Source organism: Poseidonocella sp. HB161398, from assembly GCF_005870025.1.
Classification (GTDB): domain Bacteria; phylum Pseudomonadota; class Alphaproteobacteria; order Rhodobacterales; family Rhodobacteraceae; genus Mangrovicoccus.
This window is the reverse complement of record NZ_VATA01000039.1, coordinates 54,214-66,296: the sequence shown is the minus strand read 5'-3', so window position 1 is coordinate 66,296 and position 12,083 is coordinate 54,214. Positions and strand designations below refer to the sequence as shown.

General features: G+C 69.1%; 11 protein-coding genes and 1 pseudogene. 8 read left to right on the top strand and 4 right to left on the bottom strand.

All coding sequences use genetic code 11. The features are described 5' to 3' along the window. Positions 1-666: pseudogene (locus FGX59_RS24515) on the top strand (IS5 family transposase); the annotation flags it as partial. A 328-nt stretch (positions 667-994) separates the two neighbouring features. Here the strand turns inward: FGX59_RS24515 and FGX59_RS24510 are convergent. Further along, positions 995-1,885: a hypothetical protein gene (locus FGX59_RS24510; RefSeq protein WP_138469765.1), complete on the bottom strand. Its 891-nt coding sequence runs from the start codon at positions 1,883-1,885 to the stop codon at positions 995-997. 363 nt (positions 1,886-2,248) lie between these two features. On the opposite strand from FGX59_RS24510, the gene prpE reads away from it, so the two are divergent. The 3 genes from prpE to FGX59_RS24495 all read left to right on the top strand — a co-directional run bounded on the left by prpE (position 2,249) and on the right by FGX59_RS24495 (position 6,421). Then, complete coding sequence (gene prpE, locus FGX59_RS24505) at positions 2,249-4,144, top strand: propionate-CoA ligase PrpE (protein WP_138469764.1); 1,896 nt, start codon at positions 2,249-2,251, stop codon at positions 4,142-4,144. A gap of 189 nt (positions 4,145-4,333) precedes the next feature. Continuing rightward, positions 4,334-5,188 carry a transferrin-binding protein-like solute binding protein gene (locus tag FGX59_RS24500; protein ID WP_138469763.1) on the top strand — a complete coding sequence of 285 codons (855 nt, stop codon included), beginning with the start codon at positions 4,334-4,336 and terminating at the stop codon, positions 5,186-5,188. 15 nt (positions 5,189-5,203) lie between these two features. Continuing rightward, positions 5,204-6,421 carry a lipopolysaccharide assembly protein LapB gene (locus FGX59_RS24495; RefSeq protein WP_138469762.1) on the top strand — a complete coding sequence of 406 codons (1,218 nt, stop codon included), beginning with the start codon at positions 5,204-5,206 and terminating at the stop codon, positions 6,419-6,421. A 6-nt stretch (positions 6,422-6,427) separates the two neighbouring features. On the opposite strand, the gene FGX59_RS24490 is transcribed toward FGX59_RS24495, so the two are convergent. Beyond that, entirely contained in the window at positions 6,428-7,195 is a 768-nt protein-coding gene (locus FGX59_RS24490) for an NAD kinase (protein ID WP_240722687.1), read from the bottom strand. Positions 7,196-7,377: 182 nt separating this feature from the next. Between FGX59_RS24490 and glyA the strand changes: the two genes are divergently transcribed. Together glyA and FGX59_RS24480 are read left to right on the top strand one after the other, a co-directional pair. Continuing rightward, positions 7,378-8,673 carry a serine hydroxymethyltransferase gene (glyA, locus tag FGX59_RS24485; protein ID WP_138469761.1) on the top strand — a complete coding sequence of 432 codons (1,296 nt, stop codon included), beginning with the start codon at positions 7,378-7,380 and terminating at the stop codon, positions 8,671-8,673. A gap of 266 nt (positions 8,674-8,939) precedes the next feature. Beyond that, positions 8,940-9,821, top strand: coding sequence for a calcium-binding protein (locus FGX59_RS24480; protein WP_171060812.1), 882 nt, complete (start codon positions 8,940-8,942; stop codon positions 9,819-9,821). A gap of 7 nt (positions 9,822-9,828) precedes the next feature. Here FGX59_RS24480 and FGX59_RS24475 read toward each other — a convergent pair whose 3' ends face one another. After that, positions 9,829-10,212, bottom strand: coding sequence for a hypothetical protein (locus tag FGX59_RS24475; protein ID WP_138469759.1), 384 nt, complete (start codon positions 10,210-10,212; stop codon positions 9,829-9,831). A gap of 130 nt (positions 10,213-10,342) precedes the next feature. Here FGX59_RS24475 and FGX59_RS24470 point away from each other — a divergent pair, with 130 nt between their 5' ends. Next, entirely contained in the window at positions 10,343-11,113 is a 771-nt protein-coding gene (locus FGX59_RS24470; protein ID WP_138469758.1) for an alpha/beta fold hydrolase, read from the top strand. Here the strand turns inward: FGX59_RS24470 and FGX59_RS24465 are convergent. Then, positions 11,101-11,283 carry a hypothetical protein gene (locus FGX59_RS24465; protein WP_138469757.1) on the bottom strand — a complete coding sequence of 61 codons (183 nt, stop codon included), beginning with the start codon at positions 11,281-11,283 and terminating at the stop codon, positions 11,101-11,103. The genes FGX59_RS24470 and FGX59_RS24465 overlap by 13 nt on opposite strands. Positions 11,284-11,468: 185 nt before the next feature. Here FGX59_RS24465 and FGX59_RS24460 point away from each other — a divergent pair, with 185 nt between their 5' ends. Then, entirely contained in the window at positions 11,469-11,747 is a 279-nt protein-coding gene (locus FGX59_RS24460; protein ID WP_138469756.1) for a hypothetical protein, read from the top strand. Positions 11,748-12,083: the final 336 nt, after the last annotated feature.

Here is a 12,083-nt window from a genome sequence, read left to right as displayed (position 1 = left end):
TCGGTCCGAGCGCGATGGCGAATGCCGGACTATGGGAGACCATGCTCCTGTTTCTCAACGATAGCGACCTCGTGCCCGCCCGGCTCCAGATGATCGACAATGAGGCGCAAGCGCCACTGGTCCGAGCGCAGCGCCGGATGGTGATCCGTGCCCGTCAGCAGGCAGCGGGTTCAAGGGGGGACTCGGAAAGAAGGTTTCGGCCGTTCTCGACTGTCCGGCGGGAAAACGATCCCGCGGATCGTTTTCTGATCCGCCTTCCACTTCACGACCAGGATCCACCTCCGCGTGAATGATACTGGGCTGCCGATGCGCAGCGAGATCACCGGCGCCGAGACAGCGGACATCAAGGGGGTCGACCTGGTGGTGACGAAGGCGCTGCCGGAGCCCGGATATTTCCTCGCCGACAAGGGCTATGATGCTGACAAGGGACGGGAAAAGCTCGAGGAACGTGATATCGTGGCGGTCATCCCGATGCGGCGGAACCGCAAGGAATGGCGCGCTGTCGACCGCGACTTCTACCGCTGGCGCAACCTGGTCGAACGTTGCTTCTCCAAGCTCGAGCAGGGCCATCGGGTGGCAACGCGCTATGACAAGACCGCCCTGAGTTTCCTCGGGTTCATTGACATTGCGTCCGTCCGAGTCTGGCAACGCCTTTTGTCAACATGACCTAAACACCTGGCAACCTGTCTCCGCCCCCTCAAGCTGGCGGGCGCCGGGGCCGGTCCGGAGACAGCTCAAATCAGAGATGTGCCGCCCGCCATGCGCCGCGACGGACGGCGCAGAGGACCGCATCGATCTCCGGCGCGGCGGCGCGGACCCTGGTGCCCGGGGACGGGAATTTCCGGCGGGCTCGACCGGCCGACGTCATGCCCGCAGGCAGAGCCTTTTGCCTGACCTGTCAGGCTCCGCGCGCCGCATCGCCGCGACGGGCCGACGTTCCGGAGAATGGCTGAAGGACGCAGGCGATGCATGCCCGGCCTGCGGGCCCGGAGGGTCAGAACCGGCCGACGATCTCCAGATGCACGCCGGCGCGGACATGGTAGATGAGGGCGCAGAAATTGTCGTCTGTCCGGCCGCAGGCGGACGGGGCGGCGTGGACCTCCAGGTCGGGACCGAAGCCCGGGAGGTCGAGCACCTGGTAGTCGTAGCCCGGCACGGTCAGCACAACCGTATGCCCGCCCCCGGCATCGCTGCGCAGGAAGGTGATGTCGCAGTCCGTGCCGCTGCAGAACTCCGCCTCCGCGCCGCAGCCCGCCCGGGACCAGCGGATCACCGCATCCTCGCGCCCGTCGCGGTCGAGATCCACCTGCTCGATCAGGCCCTCCTGCGGGGCGAACGCCATGCCCGCCCGGCGGCAGACCGGTGCCATCCGCGCCTGCACATGGGCCATCAGATCCGCGACCCGGGCCCGCGGATCGGGGCAGGACTGCATCACCTGCGCAATGCTGCGCGCCGAGCCGGTCAGCGTCAGCTCGAGCTCCTGCCGACCGCTCTTGCCCTCCCAGGACAGCGCCGCGCGGCGCCCCCGCTTCAGCGCCTCGGCGAGCGGGCCGTCGCGGTCCTGCGTCCAGAGCGCAAGTGCCGGGCCGCCACGGTTCACCGGCGTGTCGAAGTCGACCGCCTGGCCCGGGCCGCCGTCGACCGAGAACTCCACCGTGAAATCGCCGGGGAGCGGCAGCGGCGGCTGGAAGGAGAAGGCCAGCTCCTCGCGGTCGCTGCAGCCCAGCGACAGGCAGGCCATGCCCTCGGCGGCCAGCTCGCAGAAGGCCGCCGCGCGCTTGCCGCCGGGCCCGCCCGACAGGTAGTTCCAGACCTCCGCCCGCGCGGGCAGCGCCCCGGCTAGGACAAAGAGCGCAAGCAGGATCAAGGCGGGGAGTAGGCGCACGGACACGGAAGCTCCTGGCTGGGACGACAGGTGCAGACTAGCCGCAGCTTGGTTAACAGATTGCGACCACCGGCCGATCGCCTTCCCCCGTGCCGAATCGGCGGCTCCGCGGCGTTAGCGCCGGACAGCGGCCGGCACTGCCCGGCAAGCGCCATGAATTCATTGACACCTGAGATTTTTATTGGAAAATTCCTTTACAAAACGGCCCATTCCCGCAGCTTGAGAGCGCTAGCACGCGCAATCCGGTCCTAAATCCGGACCAATTCGAAAAAGCTGTTTCCACCGGCCCCGATGCGGCAAATCCGCCACGTTGCGGGACGTCCCCGAGCGGCTACCCTTGCGCCCAGGGATAAGGAGGAAGGCATGTCGTATTCTGACATCTATGCCGCGTGGCAGGGGGATCCGGAAGGCTTCTGGATGCGCGAGGCCGCGGCGGTGGACTGGATCAAGGCGCCCTCGAAGGCGCTCTTCGACGGGAACGCGCCGCTCTATGAATGGTTCGCCGACGGCGAGTGCAACACCTGCTGGAACGCGGTCGACCGCCATGTCGAGGCCGGGCGCGGCGACCAGGTCGCGATCATCCATGACAGCCCGGTCACGCATTCCAGGCACGAGATCACCTATCGCGAGCTGCAGAGCCGCGTCGCCTCGCTGGCCGGGGCGCTGCGCGCCAAGGGCATCGAGAAGGGCGACCGCGTCATCATCTACATGCCGATGATCCCCGAGGCGCTGGAGGCGATGCTGGCCTGCGCCCGGCTCGGCGCGGTGCATTCGGTGGTCTTCGGCGGCTTCGCCGCGAACGAGCTGGCCGTGCGGATCGACGACGCAAAGCCCAAGGCGATCATCGCCGCCTCCTGCGGGATCGAGCCGGGCCGCGTGGTCCATTACAAGCCGCTGCTCGACGGCGCGCTCGCCGTGTCGACGCACCAGCCCGAGTTCTGCGTGATCTTCCAGCGCGAGCAGGAGGTCGCCCATCTGGAGGAAGGCCGCGATGTCGCCTGGCACAGCTTCCAGTACGGGGTGGAACCGGCCGATTGCGTGCCGGTGAAGGGCAGCGATCCGCTCTACATCCTCTACACCTCCGGCACGACCGGCCAGCCGAAGGGCGTGATCCGTCCCAATGGCGGGCACATGGTGGCGCTGCTGTGGACGATGAAGAACATCTACGGGGTCGAGGCGGGCGACGTCTACTGGGCGGCCTCGGATGTCGGCTGGGTCGTCGGCCACAGCTATATCTGCTACGCGCCGCTGCTGACCGGCTGCACCACCATCGTCTTCGAGGGCAAGCCGGTCGGCACCCCCGATGCCGGCACGTTCTGGCGGGTGGTGGAAGAGCACGGGGTCAAGATCCTCTTCACCGCGCCCACCGCGCTGCGCGCGATCAAGCGCGACGATCCCAAGGGCGAGATGGCCGGCAAGTACGACCTGAAGACGCTCAAGGCGCTGTTCCTGGCCGGCGAGCGCGCCGATCCAGACACGATCGAGTGGTCGCAGCGGCTGCTCGGCGTGCCGGTGATAGACCACTGGTGGCAGACCGAGACCGGCTATGCCATCGCCGCCAACCCGCTGGGGATCGAGGAGCTGCCGGTGAAGCTCGGCTCTCCGGCCGTGCCGATGCCGGGCTATGACGTGCATATCCTCGACGAGGGCGGCCACGAGGTCCCGCCGGGCACGCTGGGCGCGATCGCGGTCAAGCTGCCGCTGCCGCCGGGCACCCTGCCCGGGCTGTGGAATGCCGAGGAGCGGTTCCGGAAATCCTATCTCACCCACTTCCCGGGCTATTACGAGACCGGCGATGCAGGGATGAAGGACGAGGACGGCTATCTCTACATCATGGCGCGCACCGACGACGTCATCAACGTGGCAGGCCACCGGCTGTCGACGGGCGGCATGGAAGAGGTGCTGGCGGCGCACCCGGATGTCGCCGAATGCGCGGTGATCGGCGTGTCGGATCCGCTGAAAGGGCAGATGCCGATGGGCTTCCTCTGCCTCAACAAGGGCACGGACCGCGACCCGGACGAGATCGTGAAAGAAGTCGTCAAGATGGTCCGCGACAAGATCGGCCCGGTGGCGGCCTTCAAGCTGGCCTGCGTCGTCGACCGCCTGCCGAAGACCCGCTCGGGCAAGATCTTGCGCGGCACCATGGTCAAGATCGCCGATGGCGAGACCTTCAAGACCCCGGCCACGATCGACGATCCGGCGATCCTCGACGAGATCAAGGGCGCGCTCTCGGGCATCGGCTACCCGCGCGCGAGCTGAGCTCCGCGGGCCGGGCGCCGATGGCGCGCCCGGCCTGCCGCCCTGCCCTTCGGTCAGTTTAACCATTTCTTATTACAGCTTTATTCAAAGTGGTGGCGACATTGACACCACAACCGCCGGCCGATAGCCCCGAAGACAGATTTGCTGTTCCTTCCCGTGGGGGGCGGGAACCGGAAAAGGCCAATTGCCATGCGCGCAGTATCTGCCGTCCTCTTTCTGCTCATTCCCGTGCTCACCGCCTGCGGGGGCGGCGGAGGCGGCAGCGGAGGGGGCAGCGGCGGCGGCAGCACCGCACCGGACGCGATCACCGCGCCGGGCGTGTCCCGCCAGATCCGGCTCGCGGATGGCTCGGGCAGCGTCGACAGCCTCAGCGGCGCGCGCACGGCCCGGGTCGACCTCTTCCCCGACGCCAATGGCGAGCTTGCCGCGATCACGCTGACCACCGGCGGCCAAACCACGCATATCACCCTCGACGAGCTCGACGACGGCTATGTCACCGATGACGGGCTGATCGTGGCCCTGCAGGGCAGCGAGCTGCTGATCCTCTCGGAAAATGACTTCGGCGACTATACCGGCCTCGCGGGCTGGGCGACGCTGAGCGGCCCGGGCGGGGTGCAGGGCGCGGGCGACCGGTTCAATTTCGGCGTCTTCGCGCTCGGCGACGAGACCGCCGTGCTGCCCTCCGGCCCGGCCCGCTATTCGGGCACCTCGATCGGCTATGCCGAGACGCCGGCCGGCTCGGGGATCACCACTTCGGAGATCACCATCCGGACCAGCGATTTCGCGTCGCTCGACCTCTCCTCGACCGGAACGCGGCTGGCAGAGCCGGGCGCGACCGCGTCGCAGGCAGTGCCCGATCTCGATTTCAGCGGCACGCTCTCGCGCACCGGCACGGGCTTCGGCGGCAGCATCTCGGGCAACGGCGTCTCCGGCAGCGCGGATGCCCGCGCCTACGGGCCGCGCGCGGCCGAGATCGGCGGCACCTTCCGCGCCAGCGGCAGCGGCGGGGACTATGCCGGCGCCTATAGCGCGGTCAGGGACTAGGGCGGGGCCGCGCCCGTGAGGCCGCTCCGGGCGATCTTCCTGCTGGCGCTCTGCCTTGCGGCGGCGCCGCTGCGGGCGGAGCCCGACACGGCACAGCGCGACTTCGCCGTCGCGCTGATCGCCATCGAGACCGGCGAACCCGCCCGCGCCATCCCGCTGCTCCGGCGCCTGCTGGCCCGCGACCCGACGCTGGTGCGGGTGCGGCTGGAGCTTGGCCGCGCCTATTTCGGGGCCGGGCAATGGGCCGAGGCGCGGCGGGAATTCGAGCTCGCGCTCTCTGCCGACCTGCCCGCCATCGTCCGCCGCAACGTGCTGGCCTATCTGGCGCGGATCGACGCGCGGCAGGGCATCGACTGGAGCCTCGATGTCGCGGCCGTCCGGCTCGGCGACAGCCGCCGCTACCGCAGCGACACGGTCATCGCCAATGTCAACGGCGCGGAGCTGCCCTTCACCATCGAGCGCAATTCCGAACGCGCCACCGGGCTGCGCTTCTCGGTCTCGGCGCGGGCCAGCCTGCCGGTTTCGGCGCTGGAGCGGCCCGGGCGCAGCGTGACGGCCTTTGCCGAGCCCTTCGCCCATGGCGACTATGCAGGCCCCGAGCGCCTGCGCGACATCAGCTACGGGCTGCGCGCCGGGCTGCGCGAGAGCGCGCGGACACGGACGCTGACCGCCACCCTCTCGCAGGGCTACCGCGACATCGCCGACGCGCGGTTCGAGAGCCGCACGGGCGCGCTCCTCTCCGGCGAATGGCGCGACGCCGAGGGCCGCCGCCTTTTCGCCTCCGCCGGGCTGACGCAGATCCGCGACGGGCGCGGCCGGGGCGGAGACGGCACGGAAGCCGGGCTGACCCTCGGCGCGGGCAAGAGCTTCGGCGGGCGCGCCAGCCTCTCCCTCGCCCTCTCGGCGCTGCAGCGCGAGGCCCGCGACGACGCGCTCGACCAGACGCGGGTCGGCGCGGCGCTGACCGGGCGGCTCGAGCCGGGCTGGGGCCTGTCGCTCACGGCGATGGCCGGGGCCTACTGGCGGGACTTCACCAGCCCCGGCCCGGTCTTCGCCGGCAACCCGGACGAGCGCGAATGGACGGCGCTGATCCGCGTCGAGAAATCCGACCTCTTCCTGGCCGCGCGCTTCGTGCCCTACCTGCAGATCGAGACGACCCGGGTGGACAGCGGCATTGACGCCTTCAGCTATGACGAGACGCTGGTCCTCGCCGGCATCGCCCGCGCCTTCTGAGGCGGCTCAGACGAACTGCTCGCGCAAGAGCCGCTCCTCCAGCCCGTGGCCGGGATCGAAGAGCAGCCGGTGGCGGATGTCGCCGCGGCTGCGGATATCGACCGAGACGACATTGCGCACCTGGCGGCTGTCGGCGTCGGCCATCACCGGACGCTTGGCGATCTCCAGCACCTCGAAGCGCACATGCGCGGTCTTGGGCAGCAGCGCCCCGCGCCAGCGCCGCGGCCGGAAGGCCGCCATCGCGGTCAGCGCCAGCACGTCGGACCCTATCGGCAGTATCGGCCCGTGGGCGGAATAGTTGTAGGCGGTCGAGCCCGCGGGCGTCGCCACCAGCGCGCCGTCGCAGACCAGCTCGTCCAGCCGCTCGCGCCCGTCGATCAGGATGCGCAGCTTGGCCGCCTGCGGCCCCGCGCGCAGCAGCGACACCTCGTTGATCGCCAGCCGCCGGTGCTCTTCGCCCGCCTCGTCGACGACGCGCATCTCCAGCGGGTTGATGACCTCCTCGGCGGCGCGCGAGACCCGCTCGATCAGGTTGATCACCGAGAACTCGTTCATCAGAAAGCCGACCGTGCCGCGATTCATGCCGTAGACCGGCAGGCCCATGCCCTCGGTCTCGTGCAGCGTGGTCAGCATGAAGCCGTCTCCGCCGAGCGCGACCACCACATCGGCACGGTCCACCGGCGCGTTTCCGTAGAAGCGGGACAGTTCCTGCAGCGCCGCCTGGGCGACCGGCGAGGCACTGGCACGGAACGCAATTTTCAGGTCCTTCGTCACGCGGCCCCCCGGAATTCCTGCCCTTTTTTCATGACCCTTGCCCCGGCGAAACTCAAGTCCCCGAGGATGCCGCAGGCCCGATCAGGACGATTTGCCCACTGGGGGGCTTTGCTCCGGCAAGGATCGGTTATAAAGACGCGCATCCCAACCAGCCCGAGCCCACCCGCAGAGGGAGAGACGACATGAATGCACCGCATCGCGACCAGGGGTTTTTCACCGAGACGCTTGCCGACCGTGACCCCGACCTGTTCGGCGCCATCACCAAGGAGCTCGGCCGCCAGCGCGACGAGATCGAGCTGATCGCGTCGGAGAACATCGTCTCCCGCGCCGTCATGGAGGCCCAGGGCTCGGTCATGACCAACAAGTACGCGGAAGGCTATCCGGGCCGCCGCTACTATGGCGGCTGCCAGTATGTCGACATCGCCGAGAACCTGGCGATCGACCGCGCCAAGGCGCTCTTCGGCTGCGAGTTCGCCAACGTCCAGCCGAATTCCGGCTCGCAGGCGAACCAGGGCGTCTTCCAGGCGCTGATCCAGCCGGGCGACACCATCCTGGGGATGAGCCTCGATGCGGGCGGCCACCTGACCCATGGCGCGCGTCCGAACCAGTCGGGCAAGTGGTTCAACGCGGTGCAGTACGGCGTCAGCCGCCAGACCCAGCTGATCGACTATGACGAGGTCCAGGCGCTCGCGACCGAGAGCAAGCCGAAGCTGATCATCGCCGGCGGCTCGGCCATCCCGCGCCAGATCGACTTCGCCAAGATGCGCGAGATCGCCGACAGCGTCGGTGCCTACCTGATGGTCGACATGGCGCATTTCGCCGGTCTGGTCGCGGGCGGCCAGCACCCCTCGCCCTTCCCCTATGCGGATGTCGCCACCACCACGACGCACAAGACCCTGCGCGGTCCGCGCGGCGGCATGATCCTCACCAATAACGAGGAGATCGCCAAGAAAGTGAACTCGGCGATCTTCCCGGGCATCCAGGGCGGCCCGCTGATGCATGTCATCGCCGCCAAGGCCGTCGCCTTCGGCGAGGCGCTGCGTCCCGAATTCCAGACCTATGCCGCGCAGGTGGTCAAGAACGCCCAGGCGCTGGCTGACCAGCTGATGAAGGGCGGGCTCGACACCGTGACCAACGGCACCGACACCCATGTCGTGCTGGTCGACCTGCGTCCCAAGGGCGTGAAGGGCAACGCGACCGAGAAGGCGCTCGGCCGCGCGCATATCACCTGCAACAAGAACGGCGTCCCCTTCGATCCGGAGAAGCCGATGGTCACCTCGGGCGTGCGCCTGGGCTCGCCGGCCGGGACCACCCGCGGATTCGCCGAGGCCGAGTTCCGCCAGATCGCCGACCTGATCGTCGAGGTCGTGGACGGGCTCGCGGCCAATGGCGAGGACGGCAATGGCGAGGTCGAGGCCGCGGTGAAGGCCAAGGTCGCAGAGCTCTGCACCGCCTTCCCGATCTACCCGACGCTCTGAAACGGGCCGCTTTGCGGCAATCCTGCGTTCGGCGGGCCCCTCCGGGGGCCCGTTCGCGTTTGGCGCCACGCCCCGGTCCCGCCCCTGCCCGGTTTCCGCCCCTTTTTCGCCAAACCAAATAACATACTGTTATTACGTATTTTTTTTTCGCCACTCCCGGCAAAATTCAGGACTCCTTCAGACCCTGCAGTGCATAAGGATGCTCGAAACGGGCGCTTAGGTTGTGGGGGCCAAGTCCGCTTCGTGCAAAAATGGGTGGGTATTCCATGTCCGATCTGTACGAGGCTGCCAGCGAGTGGCAGTCGGTCTCCTTTGTCGTTCCTTCCGCAGCCGGCGGGAACACTCTTGCAACCACCGCCGGGCAGCTGTCCGGCTCCGGCGCGATCCTGGCCACGGCACTTGCCGAGACCGGCGGCGCGACCCTCTTCGGCTCCGCCCGCCGCGACGTGATGCGCGGCTCGGCCGCCGACGAGATCATCGAATCCGGCGAGGGCAATGACGATGTCCATGGCGGCGACGGCAATGACACGATCCGCGGCTCCTGGGGCAACGACTACCTGGCCGGCGGCCAGGGCGACGACTCGCTGCACGGCTCCTGGGGCGAGGACACGCTGCGCGGCGGCGACGGCAATGACATCCTGGCCGGCAGCCATGGCTGCGACTACCTCTCGGGCGACCGCGGCGACGACCATATCGACGGCGGCTGGGAGAATGACCGGCTCTACGGCCGCACCGGCAATGACACGATCTTCGGCGGCGGCGAGGACGACCTGCTGCAGGGCAACCAGGGCCATGACCAGCTCGATGGCGGCGACGGCAACGACCTGCTGCGCGGCGGCAGCGGCAATGACCTGCTCGAAGGCAGCGACGGCGACGACCTGCTCTGGGGCGACCGCGGCCATGACACGCTGACCGGCGGTCTCGGCGCCGACACTTTCGTCTTCGCCCGCGCGCCGCAGGGCCATGACGTCATCACCGATTTCGAGGCCGGCACCGACAGCCTGCGCATGGCCCGCGAGAATGCCGATTTCACGCTGGAAATCGACGGGTTCGACACCGTGCTGCACTATGGCGGCGACCGTCCCAGCAGCATCACGCTGGAATGGACCCACCTGACCGAGGCCGATCTGGCCATCGACTGGTTCTGAGCCGGGCTCAGCGCAGCCCCGGCCCGATCCGGCCGGTCAGCGCCAGCACCGCGATCACCGCCGCCGTGCCGAGCAGCAGATTGAAGGCCAGCTCGGCCAGGAAGGCCCGCCGCGCCTGGGCGCGGTGCCGCGCCGGATCGTAGGCGTCGAGCCACAGCTTCGCCCGCCGGTGCGCCGCTTCGAGCCGCGCCGGATCGATCCGGGGAAGCAGCCGCGGATTCTCCGCCAGCCGCTCGGCCTCCGCCACTTCCTCCAGCGCCTTGCGCACGCTGCGCGGCGCGCGCCGGCCCAGCCCGCCGAGCTGTTCGCCCAGCCCGGTCTGCGCCAGGCCCAGCTTGGCATGGAGCTCCGCCGCGAGGCCCTGGGACATCTGGCTGATCCGGTCCTGCATGCTGTCCTCCTCCGCTGCGGCCCCGAGCCTGCCACGGCTCGCCGAGTCGTGTCGCCGCGCATGCCCTCCGGGGCCTTGACCTGTTGCCGGAGGGCCGCAATACCGCTGCCGGGACGCAAGGGAACAGGCCATGCTCAACATCATCCGCCACGGCAGCATCGACAGCGGCACCCCGCTGGTGATCGTCCACGGGCTCTTCGGCTCGGCGCGCAACTGGGGCGTCATCGCCAAGCGGCTGTCGGACACCCGGCCGGTCTATGCGCTCGACCAGCGCAACCACGGCGACAGCCCGCGCGCGGAGACCCAGTCCTATCCCGACATGGCCGCCGACATCGCCGCCGCGATCGAGGAGATCGGCGCCCCGGTCGACCTGCTCGGCCATTCGATGGGCGGCAAGGCCTCGATGGTGCTTGCCGTCACCCGGCCCGAGCTGGTCCACCGGCTGATCGTGGCCGATATCGCGCCCGTGGGCTATAGCCACAGCCAGATGCAGTATGTCGACGCGATGCGGGGCCTCGACCTCGAGGGGGTCGAAACCCGCTCGGAGGCCGACCAGCGGCTGCGCGCCACCGTGCCCGAGCTGCAGATCCGCGCCTTCCTGCTGCAGAGCCTCGAGGTGAAGGAGAAGCGCTGGAAGCTCAATCTCGACGTGCTCGCGGCCGAGATGGACAAGGTCATCGGCTTCCCCGCGCTCGAGGGCAGCTTTGCGGGCCCGGCGCTCTTCCTGTCGGGCGGCAATTCGGACTATGTCCGGCCCGAGTACCGTCCGGCGATCAAGGCGCTGTTTCCCAAGGCGCGATTCGTGAAGATCCCCGGCGCGGGCCACTGGCTCCATGCCGAGAAGCCCCGCGAGTTCGAGGCGGCGGCCCGGGTCTTCCTCGATGCCGGTCAGGCGGCGTAGAGCCGCTTCGCCACGCCCCAGGAGACCGGCAGCGCCAGAAGCGCCCCCGCCCCGGCCGCAAGCAGCAGCCCGGCCAGGCTGGAAATGCCCGCAACCAATGCGATCACGGTGCCGGTTCCGGCCAGGGTCGGGCCGATCAGGCTGTAGAGTAGCGCGGCAAGGCGGAGCATGGCCTGTCCTTCATCTGGGCCGCCCTTCTGCTAGGGCTGCGGCCGGTCTGATGATATATTCCGGATATCGCATTGACCTGGATCAGCACGCCCGGCGCCCCGCGGCCGCTGATCTGGATCATGGCCGCGGGGCGCCGCCCAGCTTACCCTAGGTCATGAAAACGGGCATCCGGGAGGAGAGACAGATGATCGCCGTTGAAGACATCCTCGACATGACGGACCTGACGGCCGAGGAGATCGCCGCCATCGCCGAGCACGAGCATTCCAGCGAGGTCAATGCCGCCGTTCTGGCGCAGTACCTGCTGGAGCATCACCATGGCGCAGCGCGGGTGCAGGACATGATCTGCGACGATATCCGCGCCGCGCTGCACAAGGGCGATCTCGCCCATGCCCGCGAGCTCTTCGCCACATTGCGGCATTTCATGACCGAACATCCCGAGGCGGCGCACGGAATCCGCTCCTGAGAGAGCGCCGAGAGACGGGCGCTGCTGCGGAACACGGCGCCCCCGCGCTCCGCGGCCCGGCCCGGGCGGCCGCGGCGGCGCAAGCCTCCGTCTGCATTGAATGCTTCCGGCGCATGGTCCCGGAGCGCGGCGGCCGTCCCTGCGGGACACCGCCTGCCGGTTCGCCCGGCTGCCGCGAGGCGGCCGCCTGGCCACCTGCCCCGATCCTGCCCTGAAATCACCCCGCCCCCGCCCCGGGCCGACCCTCATGCCGCCACGCGCGGGGTCTAGACCGGTGTCATCGCCAGACGGCGGACAGACCCCGGAGCCGAGCGTTCATTGCCCCCACAACATGCG